The organism is Streptomyces novaecaesareae (assembly GCF_000716875.1).
In the GTDB taxonomy this organism is placed as follows: Bacteria; Actinomycetota; Actinomycetes; order Streptomycetales; family Streptomycetaceae; genus Kitasatospora; species Kitasatospora novaecaesareae.
Window position 1 is genome coordinate 1 of sequence record NZ_JNWQ01000036.1, and the last position, 14,488, is coordinate 14,488.

At 73.2% G+C, this 14,488-nt stretch carries 15 protein-coding genes; 5 read left to right on the top strand and 10 right to left on the bottom strand.

Features of this window, described 5'->3' with window-relative positions; genetic code table 11:
• A partial coding sequence (locus tag OP86_RS15970) for an amidohydrolase family protein (protein WP_030259499.1) occupies window positions 1–385 on the top strand: 385 nt, incomplete at its 5' end.
• 80 nt (window positions 386–465) lie between these two features.
• Here the strand turns inward: OP86_RS15970 and OP86_RS15975 are convergent.
• Entirely contained in the window at window positions 466–1,458 is a 993-nt protein-coding gene (locus OP86_RS15975; protein WP_157849746.1) for a carbohydrate-binding protein, read from the bottom strand.
• A 230-nt stretch (window positions 1,459–1,688) separates the two neighbouring features.
• Window positions 1,689–3,479 carry a GGDEF domain-containing protein gene (locus OP86_RS15980; RefSeq protein WP_030259505.1) on the bottom strand — a complete coding sequence of 597 codons (1,791 nt, stop codon included), beginning with the start codon at window positions 3,477–3,479 and terminating at the stop codon, window positions 1,689–1,691.
• 362 nt (window positions 3,480–3,841) lie between these two features.
• Here OP86_RS15980 and OP86_RS15985 point away from each other — a divergent pair, with 362 nt between their 5' ends.
• Entirely contained in the window at window positions 3,842–4,378 is a 537-nt protein-coding gene (locus tag OP86_RS15985; protein ID WP_418952639.1) for a flavin reductase family protein, read from the top strand.
• A 1-nt stretch (window position 4,379) separates the two neighbouring features.
• Here the strand turns inward: OP86_RS15985 and arfB are convergent, their stop codons facing one another.
• Complete coding sequence (gene arfB / locus OP86_RS15990; protein WP_030059574.1) at window positions 4,380–4,814, bottom strand: alternative ribosome rescue aminoacyl-tRNA hydrolase ArfB; 435 nt, start codon at window positions 4,812–4,814, stop codon at window positions 4,380–4,382.
• Between the two features lie 108 nt (window positions 4,815–4,922).
• Here arfB and OP86_RS15995 point away from each other — a divergent pair, with 108 nt between their 5' ends.
• Together OP86_RS15995 and OP86_RS16000 are read left to right on the top strand one after the other, a co-directional pair.
• Window positions 4,923–5,420 (top strand): hypothetical protein, encoded by a 498-nt coding sequence (locus tag OP86_RS15995; protein ID WP_418952636.1) that lies wholly within the window; start codon window positions 4,923–4,925, stop codon window positions 5,418–5,420.
• A 134-nt stretch (window positions 5,421–5,554) separates the two neighbouring features.
• Window positions 5,555–6,130, top strand: a complete 576-nt coding sequence (locus tag OP86_RS16000) for a TerD family protein (protein WP_030059576.1) — start codon at window positions 5,555–5,557, stop codon at window positions 6,128–6,130.
• Between the two features lie 120 nt (window positions 6,131–6,250).
• On the opposite strand, the gene OP86_RS16005 is transcribed toward OP86_RS16000, so the two are convergent.
• From OP86_RS16005 to OP86_RS16035, 7 genes are all read right to left on the bottom strand, one after another.
• Window positions 6,251–7,414 (bottom strand): hypothetical protein, encoded by a 1,164-nt coding sequence (locus OP86_RS16005; protein ID WP_157849747.1) that lies wholly within the window; start codon window positions 7,412–7,414, stop codon window positions 6,251–6,253.
• A 122-nt stretch (window positions 7,415–7,536) separates the two neighbouring features.
• Window positions 7,537–8,034, bottom strand: coding sequence for a DUF3180 domain-containing protein (locus OP86_RS16010; RefSeq protein ID WP_030059578.1), 498 nt, complete (start codon window positions 8,032–8,034; stop codon window positions 7,537–7,539).
• A 248-nt stretch (window positions 8,035–8,282) separates the two neighbouring features.
• Window positions 8,283–8,882: a 2-amino-4-hydroxy-6-hydroxymethyldihydropteridine diphosphokinase gene (folK, locus tag OP86_RS16015; protein ID WP_030059579.1), complete on the bottom strand. Its 600-nt coding sequence runs from the start codon at window positions 8,880–8,882 to the stop codon at window positions 8,283–8,285.
• A gap of 40 nt (window positions 8,883–8,922) precedes the next feature.
• The gene (gene folB / locus OP86_RS16020; protein WP_030059580.1) at window positions 8,923–9,282 is read right to left on the bottom strand and encodes a dihydroneopterin aldolase; all 360 of its coding nucleotides are present in this window, start codon (window positions 9,280–9,282) and stop codon (window positions 8,923–8,925) included.
• A gap of 247 nt (window positions 9,283–9,529) precedes the next feature.
• Window positions 9,530–10,027 (bottom strand): nuclear transport factor 2 family protein, encoded by a 498-nt coding sequence (locus OP86_RS16025; RefSeq protein WP_078589193.1) that lies wholly within the window; start codon window positions 10,025–10,027, stop codon window positions 9,530–9,532.
• On the bottom strand, window positions 10,024–10,944 hold the full coding sequence (gene folP / locus OP86_RS16030; RefSeq protein ID WP_418952637.1) for a dihydropteroate synthase: 921 nt from the start codon (window positions 10,942–10,944) through the stop codon (window positions 10,024–10,026). The genes OP86_RS16025 and folP overlap by 4 nt, the downstream gene beginning before the upstream one ends.
• 110 nt (window positions 10,945–11,054) lie before the next feature.
• A complete protein-coding gene (locus tag OP86_RS16035) occupies window positions 11,055–12,896 on the bottom strand; it encodes a phosphatidylglycerol lysyltransferase domain-containing protein (protein ID WP_051830141.1) in 1,842 nt (613 codons plus the stop codon).
• 378 nt (window positions 12,897–13,274) lie between these two features.
• Between OP86_RS16035 and OP86_RS16040 the strand changes: the two genes are divergently transcribed.
• Entirely contained in the window at window positions 13,275–14,429 is a 1,155-nt protein-coding gene (locus tag OP86_RS16040; RefSeq protein ID WP_030259511.1) for an alpha/beta hydrolase, read from the top strand.
• The last annotated feature ends 59 nt before the right edge of the window (window positions 14,430–14,488 follow it).

Sequence of the window (14,488 nt, forward strand, 5' to 3'; positions counted from 1 at the left end):
CCGCGTCGCCCTGATCACCGACGCCATGGGCGCCGCCGGCATGGGCGACGGCCTCTACCCCCTCGGCCCCCTCCAGGTCCAGGTCAAGAACGGCGTGGCCCGGCTGGTCGAGGGCGGCGCGATCGCCGGCTCCACCCTCACCCTGGACGTGGCGTTCAAGCGCTCGGTGACCGTCAACGGGCTGAGCCTCGGCCAGGCCGTCGAGTCGCTGTCCGCCACCCCGGCCCGCCTGCTCGGCCTGAGCGACTCCATCGGCTCGCTGGAGACCGGCAAGCTCGCCGACCTCGTCGTGGTCGACTCCACCAGCTACGACCTGGTCGCCGTCATGCGCCACGGCCGCTGGGCGCTCGGCGGCGAGAAGTTCTCCACCGTGAAGCCCGCCTGAGCAGCGGGGCCCGCGACGGCAACGGCCGCCCTCCCCCTGCGGGGACGGGCGGCCGTGGTGCGTCCGGCGGGGGGGGCGGCTCAGCCGCCGTACGGCTCGAAGGAGATCTGGTCGATCAGGATCGCCCCGGAGGGCACCGTGAGGGTCACCGTGTTCGACCCGGCCTGGAACTGCGGCAGTATCCAGGTGCTGAACCAGGAGGACGCCGGGTCCTTGGGGGCGCCGTACGTCTTGTAGGCCACCCCGCTCGGCCAGTCCTTGCCGTTCACCACGGCGGCGCCCTTCAAGTCCGAGCCCGCGTAGTTGTAGTGCACGTACATCTTGTAGGTGCCGGCCGTGGCGATCTCGCCGGTCCAGGTCACCGAGCCGCCGGGCTGGAGGGTCAGGTAGCTGCCGTCCGCCGACTTGGCGCCCTTGATGCTGTTGCCGGACGGCGCGTTCTGCCCCTGCAGCTGGCCCGCGTCCACCGTCGACGGGCCGGACACCGGGGTGGCGCTGGCCGAGGGGGAGGCGCCCGCGGTCGTACCGGTCGGCCCCGGGGTGGCGGGGCCCGGCGCGGCGGTGGTCGCGGTGCCGCCCTTCGCCTCCTTGCCGCCGTCCGGGTCGCCCTTGGAGAGCGCGATCCCGGCGCCGATCGCGATGGCCGCGACCACGGCGACCGCGCCGATCACCGCGCCCTTGCTCCGGCCGCTGCTGCTCGGCTCCTCCCCCGGCTGCGGCCGGGAGTGCTCGGCGTAGCGGGTCTGCTGGGTGGGCCCGGCGCCGTACTCGGACTGCTGCGGCACGCCCGGCTGCCCGTACGGGCCCTGCGGCTGGCCGCCCGGGTACCCCGGCTGGCCGTACGGCTGCTGCTGCGCCCGCGGCGGCCCCGCCTGCGGGTAGTGCTGGCCGTACTGCGCGCGCCCGACCTCCATGGGACGGCTGTACGACGTCCGGGGGACCCCCTGCTGCGGCTCGGCCGGCTGCCCGGTGGAGCCGTCGGCCGGGCGGTAGAGGTAGCCGAACGGGTCGTCGTCCTGCGGGGCACCGCCCCCCTGGCCCTCGGGCACTCCGTTGCTGCCGTCGGTCGTCACGGTGGTCTGCTCCCCCATCCGGTGCGCGCCGCCGGATGGGGGCGGCGCGGATCATGGACGCTGTCGTACCGGGAACCCTACCTGCCGGATGTGACGGCTGGAAAAGACCCCTTGACAACTCACGGGTAACCTCGCCCGACCTGCGGCGCCGGGGCCCGCACGGCCGTACCGTCCGTTCCCGTACGGCCCCGGCCCGGCCCGGGCGGCCCCGCCCTCCGCTCCCGTACGCCTCAGCCCGCCCGCCGGTGCGACCGCTCGCCGCGCGCACCGCGCACGGCCCCGCCCCGGGCCCGCTTCTCGTCGTACATCCGCTCGTCCGCGGTCTGCAGCACCTCCTCGATGCTCATCCCGCAGCCGGCCCAGCCGATCCCGAGGCTCACTCCCACCCGCATCGCCCGCCCGTCGATCCGCATCGGCGGGATGATCGCGTTGCGCAGCCGGTGGGCGAGGTCCTTCGCCTCCTCCCGGCCGATGCCGTCGGCCAGCACCACGAACTCGTCGCCGCCGAGCCGGGCCACCGTGTCGCCGTCCCGGACGGCCTGGCTCAGCCGCCGGGCGACCTCGACCAGCACCGCGTCACCCGCGTTGTGGCCGAACCGGTCGTTGATCGACTTGAAGCCGTCCAGGTCGCAGAAGAGCACCGCGAGCCCTTTGTCCGCCGCGGCCGCGCCGCCGGAGCGGAACGGCGCGGACCAGGCCTCGCCGCCCGGCCCGTGGTCGGCCGGGACCACCGCGTGCACGTGCTCCCCGTAGCCCGGGCCGAGGCCGGGCGGCGGGCCGCCCTCGGGGAGCCCGTAGCCGTGCACCGGCCCGGCGTACGGGTCCGCGCCCTCCAGCGCTTCGTGGGCGGCGTGGGCGCTGTAGGAGTCGGCCGGGTAGCCGTACGGCGGCGGGTAGGCCGCCTCGGCCGGGACGGCGGCCGCGCCGACCGGCTGCGGCTGGGCGCAGAGCCGGCGGGCCAGCCGGGCCTTGAGCTCGGCGCCGTTGGGCAGGCCGGTGAGCGCGTCGTGGCTGGCCCGGTGGGCGAGCTGGAACTCGTGCCGCTTGCGGTCCTCGATGTCCTCGACGTGGGTCAGCAGGAAGCTCGGTCCCTCGGCCGCGTCGGCCACGATCGAGTTGCGCAGACAGACCCACTGGTAGCCGCCGTCCCGCCGGGACAGCCGCAGCTCCGCCCGGCCGCTCTCGGCGCTGGTGCGCTCCAGCAGGGCGCGGTCCTCGGGGTGGACGAGGTCGGCGAAGCTCTGCTGGCGCAGCACCGCCCGGGGGCGGCCGAGCAGCCGACACAGCGCGTCGTTGACCCTGGTCAGCTGGCCGCGCCCGGCGCCGTGCAGTTCGGTGATGGCCATCCCGCTGGGTGCGTACTCGAACGCCTGGCGGAAGCTCTCCTCGCTGGCCCGCAGCGCCTGCTGCTCCTTCTCCAGGCGGGCCAGCGCGCGCTGCATCTCGGCCCGCAGCCGGGCGTTGCCGATCGCGATCGAGGCCTGCAGCGAGAACATCTCCAGCGCCTCGCGGGTCCAGGCGCCGGGGCGCTTGCCGCTGCGCGGGCGGTCCACCGAGAGCACCCCGAGCAGGTCGCCGCCGGCGCTGTACATCGGGGCGAGCAGCCCGTCGGCGGGGTGCCAGTCGTTGGCGTACACGGGCAGCGTGCCGTCCCCGATCCAGCGCGGGATGTCGCTGGCGACGGCCCAGCCGCGGTCGTACGGCAGGAAGCGCAGGGTGCCCCAGTGGTCGCTGACGCCGAGCAGCCGGTCCCAGGACTCCCGGGAGCCGACCTGGCCGAGCAGGACGGAGGGCCCGCCCATCGCGCTCTCCTCCAGCTCCCAGACGGCCGCCACCACGAGGTCGCCGTCCGGCCGGACCAGGCTGACCGCGGCGGCGTCGAAGCCGAGCCCGTGCACCGCGCCCTCGACGACGGCCTGCAGCGTGCCCGCGAGGCTGCGGGCAGCGTTGAGGTCCGCCACGACCCGGTGCAAGGTGCGGAGGGTCGCGAGACGGACGTACGGCTCCGACTCGGCTTCCATGCGGGGGCTCCCCGGCTGCTTCGGATAGTTCTTGATTGGTTATCGTCCGATTGCCAGAAGAACTGAATCACAGGGAGCACAGCGTTCGGCACGCTCGGTCAGCAATAGGCAGCCACTTGTGACTTAAATCACACGACACTAATGCGCCCTTAATCAGCTCATCCGTCCCATAGCGGGACATAAAGCGCTATCGGACCATTTCCTGTGGTCGACCACCCCGGCCGCAGACTGAAGCCGACTGCCTCCGCCCGTCCCCCCGCTTCACTCCTGGGAGTGAGTCCGGCCACCGGCCGCAACCCCGCGGCTGCGCCGCCGGTCCTACGACCAAGGCCCGATGCCGTTTCCCACGGGTGACGACTACCGTGCGGTACGTGTACCCGTCGCCGCAGCCCGAAGCTGCCTCCCACGCCACGCCCGACGAGTTCCGGGCAGCACTCTCCCAGCTCGCCGCCGGCGTGAGCCTGGTGACCGTCCACGACCCGGAGGACGGCGAGGACGTCGGCATGACCGCCACGTCCTTCCTCTCCGTGTCGCTGGAGCCGCCGCTGGTGCTGGTCTCGGTCCGCGAGGACTCCCGGATGGACGAGGTGCTCTCCCGGGTCGACACCTGGGCGGTCTCGGTGCTGACCGAGGGGCAGAAGACGATCGGCTCGCGGTTCGCCATGAAGGGCCGGCTCAGCGACCGGCTGCTGTTCGCCGACACCCCGCACCACCGCGGCCCGCGCACCGGCGCCCCGCTGATCGAGGGCGCGCTGGCCACCGTCGAGTGCCGCACCGAACAGCGGATACCCGCGGGTGACCACACCCTGCTGATCGGCCGCGTCCTGGAGGCCGCCGTACCCGACCCCGGCGGCCGCCCGCTGCTCTACTTCCGCGGCGGCTACCGCGCGCTGGGCTGAGCTACTCGCCGCCCCGCGGCACCTGGCGGCCCTGCTTCAACTCGGAGCGGTGCCGCTTGTTGAACAGCCGCCGCTCGACCATCCCGCGGCTCGGCCTGGTCGCCCGCCGGGCCTTCGGCGGCGGCGCGCAGGCCTCGGTCAGCAGCGCCGACAACCGGGCCGCGGCCGCCTCCCGGTTGCGCCACTGCGAGCGGAACTCCGAGGCGTGGACCACCAGCACCCGGCCGTCCGCCAGCCGCCCGGCCAGCCGTTCCAGGGCACGCTCGCGCCACACCTCGGGCAGCGCCTTGGTGGCCGCCAGGTCGAAGCGCAGCTCGACCTTGGAGTCCGAGGTGTTGACGTGCTGGCCACCGGGGCCGGAAGAACGCGAGAAGCGCCAGACGAGCTCGGCGTCGGGGACGACCACCGACCCCCGTACGCGGATGGGCTCAGGCATGCGTCCATCATCCCGCGACCGCCCCGCCCGGTCACGCGGTTTACTCGCCCGCCCGCCTGCCCGTGACGCGGGGCGGCCGGTTACCCGGGCGGGCCCCGACCCCCGACAATGGCGTACGTGATCGAGCTCGGCTACTCCCTCTCCAACCGCTTCCCCGACCCCCCGCAGACGGACTACCGCACCGCGTCCGTACACGCCCTGCGGCACGACCTGTTCTGCGGCGACGTCTATCTGGACGCCGAGGGCGCGGAGCTCTCCACCGCCTGGGGCTGGGTGCCGGTGCTCGACTTCGCCTGGGCGCTGTGCGACATCGCCGAGCACCTCGACCGCGACCCGGACGGCAGCCGGGCCGCCCGGGTGCAGACCGCCGACCTCGACTTCACCCAGAACACCGAGCTGCTGCGCTTCGCCCGCCGCTTCAACTGGGTCGAGGTCACCGCGACCTGGCTGCCCGACGAGCCGCCGGCCGTGATCCGGCACAGCGAGCTGCGCCGCGAGGCCCGGGACTTCCTCCAGGACACCCTCGCCGACCTCTTCGACATGCACCCCGATCTGGCCGACAACCCGAACATCTGGTCGCTGCAGGGCCGGTTCCGCCGGATCTGACACCGCTCTTTGCCCGAACTTTGCCCTGTCATTGACGCCCACGAAGAATTCACGGTCCCTGCGGAACCAAGCCGCCGGAGTATTGCGTTGTCCCGGGAAAAGCGCGCGAAGCGAATGAAGGGACTGCAATCACCATGCCTGTGAGCCTCTCCAAGGGTGGCAACGTCTCGCTGACCAAGGAGGCCCCCGGTCTGTCCGCGGTCACCGTCGGCCTGGGCTGGGACGTCCGCACCACGACCGGCGCCGAGTTCGACCTCGACGCCAGCGCGATCGTGCTGAACGCGGACGGCAAGGTGCTGTCCAACGGCCACTTCGTCTTCTTCAACAACACCAGCACGCCGGACAACACCGTCGTGCACACCGGTGACAACCGCACCGGCGAGGGCGCGGGCGACGACGAGTCGATCAACGTCAACCTGGCCGGCCTGCCGGCCGAGGCCGCCAAGATCACCTTCCCGGTCACCATCTACGACGGCGTCGCCCGCGGCCAGAACTTCGGCCAGGTCCGCAACGCCTACATCCGTGTGGTGAACGCCAGCGGCGGCGCCGAGATCGCCCGCTACGACCTCTCCGAGGACGCCGCCACCGAGACCGCGATGATCTTCGGCGAGCTCTACCGCAACGGCGGCGAGTGGAAGTTCCGCGCCGTCGGCCAGGGCTACGCCTCCGGCCTGGCGGGCATCGCCCAGGACTTCGGCGTCCAGCTCTGAGACGTCCGGGCCTGAGGCATCGACCTCTGAGGCGTCCAGCCCTGACGCCCCCCTGACAACGCCGCGGCGCGGGAAGTCGGTCCGTCCGACTTCCCGCGCCGCGGCGTTCGTCCAGGTCCCTCAGCGCGAGGCGCGCAGCTCCGGCAGCTGGATCAGCTCGGTCTCGTCCTCCGGCGTCAGGTCCACCACGGTCGGCTCGCCCTGCTCCGGCAGCCCGTCCGGCTGCGCGGCCAGCACGCCGTCCTCCACCTCGGTCGTCTCCGCGGCCCGGGCCTCGGCCTCGGCCTTGGCGGCCACCGCCTCGTCGCCCACCACGTCCGCCAGGTCGGCCCGCTCGCCCAGCTCGGCGACACTGCCCACCGCCGGCGCCGGTGCGCCCGGGCGCACCGCCGCGCCCGGGCCTCGGCCGAAGAAGCTGAAGCCCTGCCCGCGCACCTGCCCGGACTGCGCCATCCGCGGCCGCTGCCGCTCCGCCGGCACCGGCGCCGCGGCCGGGGCGGCCGGCGTCCCGCCGAGCTGACCGACCGTCGCGGTCAGCGCCGGGCGCACCGGCGCGGGCTGCACCGGCGCGGACCGCCGCGGCGGCTCTGCCACCGGCGCCTGCGCCGGTGTGGGCACCGCGGGCACCACCGGGGCGGGCACGGCCACCGGGGCGGCCTGCACGGCCGGAGCCACCGGCGCGGCCGGGGCGGTACGCGCCCGCAGCGCGACCTCCGCGCCCGCCGTCAGCGCCCGCTGCGCCTCCTGCTCCGCCGCACGGCGCTCCAGCAGCCGCAGCACGGCCGCGGCGCGCACGTAGGCGGCCGGGCTGGCCGGGTACTTGGGGCGGCTCGCGGCGAGCGCCCGCTGGGCCGCCTCGGCCTCCTTGAGCGCCTGCTCGGCCACCGACACGGCCCGCTCCCGCAGCAGCCGGGCGATCTCGGTCTCGGCCTTCGCCAGCCGCGACTTCTCCGCCGTCAGCCGTCGGCCGAACCGGGTGGCCCGCTCCTCGGCGACCTCCGCCGCGTACTCGGCCTCCGCCAGCTGTTCCTCGAAGCGCTCCTCGGCCCGCAGCCGCTGCGCCGCGGACATCTCGGCGGCCGCCCGGGCCGCCTTGTCGCGCTGGCGCAGCAGCAGCGCGAAGCCGAGCGTCGCGATCACCGCCGCGACGCCCACCGAGCGCACCAGGATGGTGTCCTGACTGAAAACCAGAGCGGCCAGTGCGGCGACCAGCAGTACGCCGGCGGCGGTGGGGGGAAAGACCCGGCCGAGGACGGAGGAATGACGGTGGCGTCCGCGAGACATGCCAAGAAACTAGCGTGCGAATTGGGGCCCTGTCAGCCCAGGGTCCCCTTCCGCCCTTGACATGGTGCGGTTTTTACCGCACGTGCCCGGCGTTTCACTCAAGATCACCAAGAAGGCCCTGCTCAGCGGTGCGACGCCGCCGGACCGCCCGATCCGTTCGGGCCGTCGTGGTTCTCCGGCAGCTTGCAGACGTGCTGGACCCAGAGCGCCGCGGCGATCACCGCGGCCCCCGCCAGCACCGCGAACCCGGCCGTAACGGCCTGATCCTTGCGGGCCGACACGTCCAGCTCCCCCAGCAGGTAGATCCCCGCGCCCGCATAGATGCCGGTGACCACGGCCGAGACCAGCGCGCTGGCCTGCCCCAGCACCACCGCCCGGGCCGCGAGCAGCGGGTCGACCCCCTTCGCGCCGTGCTGGCGCTCGCGCACCGCCTTCAGCCGGGCCCGCAGCGACAGCCCGGTCGCCAGCAGGATCACCGCCACCGCCGCCAGCACGATCGGCGCCGCGCCCGGCACGGCCGGCAGCGTGTCCAGGGAGGCCCACAGCTTGGAGCCTGCCCAGGACAGCGCCGTCGTGGCGGCGGTGATGCCGATCAGCAGGCGGAGGCGAAGCAGCTTCACTCGGAGCAGGTCCTTCCCGGGGTACCAGAGCCGGCCGCCCGCCCGGTGGCCCGGCTCGGCGGCGCCAGGCCACCGTACCGGGCCCGGCCGGGCGGGCACCCGCGCGAACGACGGTCACCTACTCGTACGGCCGGGCCCCCGGTCGAGTTCCCTGGCGGCTACTCGCCCGCTCGCCTCCGAACCGCTCCGGTCCGGTCCGGTGCCGACGGTCGGCGCTCCAGCGCTCGCTCCTCGCTTGCCCCGGGCGGCTACTCCGGCAGCGTCAGCCGGATGTCCTCGCGGCGCTTCACGCCCTGCGCGTCCGCCCCGCCGAGCGCGTCCAGCAGCGCGTCGACCCGCCCGTGGCCGGGCACCTCGGCCTCCGGCTGGGCGTCCAGCCACGGGGCGAGCACGAAGGCCCGCTCGTGCGAGCGCGGGTGCGGCAGCAGCAGCTGCGGGTCGTCGCTGAGCACGCCCTCGTAGGCCAGGATGTCGACGTCCAGGGTGCGCGGGCCCCAGTGGACGGTCCGCACGCGCCCGAAGGCGTCCTCGATCGCGTTGCCGCGCTCCAGCAGGTCCCGCGGGGGCAGCGAGGTGCGCAGCACCACGACCGCGTTGTAGTAGTTCGGCTGTTCCTCGGGGCCGCCGACGGCCTCGGTCTCGTAGACCGCGGAGACGGCCTTGATCTTCAGCCCCGGGGTGTCGGCGAGCGCGTCGACGGCACCCTGCAGGGTGTCCAGCCGGTTGCCCAGGTTGCTGCCGAGCGCGATCACCGCGCAGTGCTGGCTGTGCAGCGTGGTGTCGGCGGAGTCCACCCGGCTCTCCAGGTCGAACGCGTTCGGCGCGACGGTCTGGTCGCTGGTGCTCATCGAAAGTCCTCTGCATCGGATACCGGGCGCGCGGTGGGGGTCATGCGCGGCCCCGGTGGATGGTCACGGTCACGTCGTCGAACGGCACGGTGATCGGGGCGTCCGGCTTGTGCACGGTGACCTCGACCTCCTCGACCGCTTCGTGCTTGAGGCACTGGTCGGCGATGCGCTGGGCCAGGGTCTCGATCAGGTCGACCGGCTCCCCGGCGATGATCGCGGTGACCTCCTCGGCCACGATGCCGTAGTGCGCCGTGCGGGTGAGGTCGTCTCCGGACGCGGCAGGGCGGGTGTCCAGGTACAGCACGAGGTCGACCACGAAGGTCTGGCCCTCGACGCGCTCGCGCTCGAAGACGCCGTGGTGGCCCCGGGCTCGCAGCCCCCGCAGGGTGACGCGGTCCAGCAAACGAATCACTGCTCCCAGTCGGACGGGCCCCGCCCGGAGAAAGGCATGGACGGGCAGGGCGAAGGCGGGCAGCACGCCCGCCACTCCGTTTCGAATCTACCCGCGAGCACGGACAACGCCTGACCGTCCTACCCGGCAGCAAACGACGCTACGCGCACCGGAATGGCGATTGACGTGAACGTTCGGTGACCACTCGCGAATTCCCGGGCGGCTTCCCGGCACGACATTTCCGCAGTCGCCGGAATCAGTCCTCGTCGTCCTCGTCACCGCTGGTCAGAACGGGTGAACCGTGGTGCGACCAGAGCTTCCACCCGGCCGGGGTACGACGGAACAGATTCGTCGAGACCACCTTTCCGCCGACCAGCGGTCCGAGTTCGCCCTCCTCCTCCGCCTCACCGCCGGAGAGGATGTTCTCCGTGCACGTGACAAGGGCCACATCACCGTGGACCTCGGCCTCGACATCGGTCAGGAAGAACTGGATGTACTCCGTGTTCGCCATGATCAGCATGTACGAACGGGTCACCTGCGCCCGCCCGCGCAGCACCGGCCAGCCGGGGTGCACGCACACCACGCCGCCCTTGTCGTCGGCGTCCGCGGCGCCCAGCCAGGCGTCCTCGACCGCTTCCAGGTCCCCCCGCTCCAACGCCTCGTAGAGTCCTCGGTTCGCCGCGAGCACGGCCTCCAGGTCCGCCTCGCGGGCCTGTCCGGCCGTACCGCCGCTCAACCTGCCGTCACCTGTCACAGACCCTCCCTCACCCCGCCGTCCTTGCCCGCCGTCGGGCAGGAGTGCCCCGGCCGCGCCGCGCGCTGCCAGGCCGCGACCACCCGGACGGCGTCCGCCGTGCCGGACACGTCGTGCACCCGCACCGCCCAGGCCCCGGCCCTGGCCGACAGCACCGACACCGCGGCCGTCGCGTCGTCGCGCTCCCGGGGCGGGCGCAGTTCCCCGGTTGCCGGGTCGGCGAGCAGCGTACCCAGGAACCGCTTGCGCGAAGCCGCCACGAGGACGGGACGGCCGAGCGCGGTGAGCTCGTCCAGGCGGCCGAGCAGCGCCCAGTTGTGCTCGGGGGTCTTGGCGAAGCCGAGCCCGGGGTCGAGGATCAGCTGGTCCTCCTTGACCCCGGCCGCCAGCAGCGCGTCCACCCGGTCGGTCAGCTCGGCGACCACGTCGCGCACCACGTCGCCGTAGACGGCCAGCTTGTCCATGTCGGCGGACTGCCCGCGCCAGTGCATCACCACGAAGGGCGCGCCGGTCTCGGCGACCACCCGGGCCATCGCCGGGTCGGCGAGCCCGCCGGAGACGTCGTTGACGACCGCGGCGCCGGCCTCGACGGCCCGCTCGGCGACCGAGGCGCGCATGGTGTCCACCGACACCATCACCCCGGCGTCGGCGAGCTCGCGCACCACCGGGATCACCCGGCGCAGCTCCTCGTCCTCGGGCACCCGCTGCGAGCCCGGCCGGGTGGACTCGCCCCCGACGTCGACCAGGTCCGCGCCGCGAGCCCGCAGGGCGAGCCCGTGCGCGATCGCCTTGGCGGGGTCGTGCCAGAGCCCGCCGTCCGAGAAGGAGTCGGGCGTGACGTTGACGACGCCCATCACGGCGCAGCGTTCGAGCCGCGGCAGACCGGCCGGCAAGGAGAAGGACGGCAGTTCGCTCATGCTCCCCATTATCGAACGGGGCCCCCACCGAGGATTCTCGGCGGGGGCCCCGTGCGGTCCACAGCGGCCCGTCCACACCGGCCGCTCACGGCGACCGGCCTCAGACGGCCTCAGGCGGCCTCGGTGACCTCGCGGGCCGACGGCACCGGCATCAGCCCCTCACGCTGGCGCTTGCGGCCGAAGCGCGGCATGCCGAGGGTGATGAAGGCCTCCGCCTGCATCGCGGCGAAGCCGATCCGCGGCAGGTCCCGGGTGTTCGGGAACACCAGGAAGCGCGGCTCCCACTCCGGCTGGAACTTGGCGTTGAACTTGTACAGCGACTCGATCTGGAACCAGCGCGAGAGGAACACCAGCAACCCGCGCCAGGCGCGCAGCACCGGGCCGGCGCCGATCCGCTCGCCGCGGGCCAGCGCCGAGCGGAACATCGCGAAGTTGAGCGACACCCGGCGGATGCCCATCGCGGGCACCGCCTGCAGCGCGGCGACGATCAGCAGCTCGTTCAGGCCCGGGTCGGCGGCGCGGTCGCGGCGCATCAGCTCCAGCGAGATGCCGTCCGGCCCCCAGGGCACGAAGTGCAGCACGGCCTTCAGGTCGTCGCCGCTCTCGCCCTCCTCCGGGTCCTTGTGGGCGGTGACGACCACGCAGTCGTCGTCCAGCGGGTCGCCGAAGCGGCCCAGCGCCATCGAGAAGCCGCGCTCGGTGTCCGTGCCGCGCCAGCGGGCGGCGGCGTCGGCGATCCGGTACTTCTCCTCCACGGTGAGGTCGGAGACCCGGCGCACCTTGCAGGAGTAGCCGTTGCGCTCGATCCGCTTGACCATCTGGCGGACGTTGCGCATGGCCCGGCCGGAGAGCGAGAAGGTGGAGGTGTCGACGATCGCCTCGTCGCCCAGCTCCAGCGCGTCCAGGCCCGCCTCACGGGTCCAGACCTCGCCGCCGACCTCGCTGCAGCCCATCACGGCCGGCACCCAGGCGTGCTCGCGGGCCTCGGCCATGAACACCTTGATCGCGCCCGGCCAGGCCTCGACGTCGCCGACCGGGTCACCGGAGGCCAGCATCACGCCGGAGACCACCCGGTAGGAGATCGCGGCCTTGCCGGTGGGCGAGAACAGCACGCTCTTGTCGCGGCGCAGCGCGAAGTAGCCGAGCGAGTCGCGCTCGCCGTGCTTGGTCAGCAGCGCGCGGACCTTCTCCTCGTCGTCCGCGGTGAGCTCGGGCTTGGGCTTGCCCGGGCGCAGCGCCAGGTACGCGGTGGTGAAGGCGGTCAGCAGGCCGAGCCCGCCGAGCAGGTAGGCGACCAGGTCGGACATCCGCTCGTTGGTGTAGCGGATCGGGCCCTCGAAGCCGAAAAGTCCGTACCCGACGTGCTGCAGGCGCTCGCCCAGGCCCGGGTGGCCGAACTCGTACTTGGTGCGGGTGCTCACGATCAGCAGGCCGAGCAGCACGCTGAGGACGCCCATGACGACCAGGTTGACCACCGCGCGCCAGCGGGTGCGCGGGTCGGCCTTGGCGTAGAACTCGCGCTGGTGCACGAGCATCACCGCGAGCACGGCCAGCGAGACCACCGCCGGGCCGACCTGGTGCCAGCGCACGATGTGCAGCGCCGCACCGACCGGCAGCAGCACGCAGACCACCCGCCAGGCCCGCCGCTTGCGCCGGCGCAACGCGTGCGCGAGCGGCACCAGCAGGATGCCGACCATCAGCGTGCCGACCGCGGCCAGGCTCGTGGTGCCGCCGGGCAGCTGCCCCGCGAAGGTGTGCATCTTGGTGTGCCGGAGCTTGGGGAACACCGCACTGGCGATGTCGACCAGCCCGATCAGCAGACAGGCGTAGCCGACCGCGCCCGGGAGCCAGGCCCTCGGAACGGAGGCTGCCTGGGTACGCAGCGTCTGCAGGCCGCGACGACGGCGCGGCGGCTGCTCGGGGCTCGGCTCAACGGACACGGGAACGCTCATGGAAGCTCAGCGTAGAGGCTGCGGGGCGGTGTCCGGTCACTCCGGGGGAGGACGCGTGATGGACCTTCATGCCTATTCCTTCATCAGGCAATGCGCATACCAAGGACCCGGAAACGGTCGGTAAACCGGGGCCGTGGACGCGCTGCGGGTTGAGCCGGCGGTGGGAGCCGGGGGGTTGCCGCAGCGTGGCGCGGCAGGACCCTCCGGGACGCGTTACGTACGGTGGACGCCGCATTCTAGGGCGCCGGTTGCCTGTGACTTACCCCGCCCCACCGCCCCCTCCCGGGCGCCCGGACAGCCTAGCCGCGGTGGCCCGGCCTGACGGACCGCCAGACGATGAAGCCTGCACCGACAGTCTCCCACCGGAAGGCCGACGGCATGGAACTGACCAGCGACGCGCTGGTGAACTCGCTGCTCGCGCTCGGCGCCGCGGCCCTCGTCACCACCCTGTGGATCTGGCCCCGGCTGGCGAGGCAGCGCCCGCTGCCGGTGCTCGGCCGGATCGGCCTGCTGACGGTGGTTCAAGTCTCGGTCCTGGCCGTGCTCGCGCTCTCGGTGAACAACTCGTTCGGGTTCTACACGTCCTGGGACGACCTGCTCAGCCCCGGCGGCGCCAAGCTCGCGCTGACCAGCAACGAGAACCACAAGGGCGGCACCCCGGTCGCCGACGCGCTGGTCCAGCCCACCGGCGAGGGCGGCCTGGAGACCATCACCAACCTGCCGAAGGGCACCCCCGAGGAGGTCGGCAAGGTCGAGTCGGTCCGGGTCAGCGGCAAGGAGACGGGCTTCTCCGACCAGATGTTCGTCTACCTGCCGCCCGAGTACTTCGACCCGAAGTTCGCCCTGGTCCGCTTCCCCGTCCTGCTGGCCATCGCCGGCTACCCGGGCACCACGCTGAACCTGCTCCACGAGCTCCCCTTCGCCCAGACCGCGATGGAGCTGCAGCGCTCCGGCAAGATGCCGCCGACCGTCCTGGTGATGGCCCGCCCGGCGGTCGTCCCGTCCCGGGACACCGAGTGCGTGGACGTCCCCGGCGGCCCGCGGACGGAGACCTGGTTCGTCAAGGACGTGCCCGAGGCCGTCCGCAGCAGCTACCGGGTCGGCCGTACCGCCGGGTCCTGGGCCACCTTCGGCTACTCCACCGGGGGCAGCTGCGCGCTGCGCCTGGCGATGCGCTTCCCGAACGTCTTCGGCAGCGCGGCGAGCCTGCACGGCGACTTCACCGTGCGCCAGGACAACTACACCAACGGAGACCTCTTCAACGGCGACAAGGCGCTGACCCAGCAGCACGACCTCGGCTGGCGGCTGCAGAACCTGCCGGTGCCGCCGCTCAACCTGCTGGTGGTCTCCACCCGCAAGGAGGGCGACTACCCGCAGACCGTCCAGTTCGTCGAACAGGCCGCCCAGGCCACGGCGGCCAACCCGCAGTTCACAGTCGAATCGCTCTACCTGGACGACGGCGGGCACAACTTCGACAGCTGGACCAAGGAGCTCCCGGCCTCGTTGGAGTGGCTGGGCTCGCACCTCGGCTAACGCGTGTGAGTGATTACCCGCCGGTCGGCCCGGTCGGCCGGCGGCCCGGGGGGAACGTA

Coding starts and splice junctions, on each gene's coding strand:
- OP86_RS15980 (WP_030259505.1), bottom strand. CDS start 3,479: ATGGAAGCCGAGTCGGAGCCGTACGTCCGTCTCGCGACCCTCCGCACC.
- arfB (WP_030059574.1), bottom strand. CDS start 4,814: ATGCCTGAGCCCATCCGCGTACGGGGGTCGGTGGTCGTCCCCGACGCC.
- OP86_RS15995 (WP_418952636.1), top strand. CDS start 4,923: ATGGCGTACGTGATCGAGCTCGGCTACTCCCTCTCCAACCGCTTCCCC.
- OP86_RS16000 (WP_030059576.1), top strand. CDS start 5,555: ATGCCTGTGAGCCTCTCCAAGGGTGGCAACGTCTCGCTGACCAAGGAG.
- OP86_RS16005 (WP_157849747.1), bottom strand. CDS start 7,414: ATGTCTCGCGGACGCCACCGTCATTCCTCCGTCCTCGGCCGGGTCTTT.
- folK (WP_030059579.1), bottom strand. CDS start 8,882: ATGAGCACCAGCGACCAGACCGTCGCGCCGAACGCGTTCGACCTGGAG.
- folP (WP_418952637.1), bottom strand. CDS start 10,944: ATGAGCGAACTGCCGTCCTTCTCCTTGCCGGCCGGTCTGCCGCGGCTC.
- OP86_RS16035 (WP_051830141.1), bottom strand. CDS start 12,896: ATGAGCGTTCCCGTGTCCGTTGAGCCGAGCCCCGAGCAGCCGCCGCGC.
- OP86_RS16040 (WP_030259511.1), top strand. CDS start 13,275: ATGGAACTGACCAGCGACGCGCTGGTGAACTCGCTGCTCGCGCTCGGC.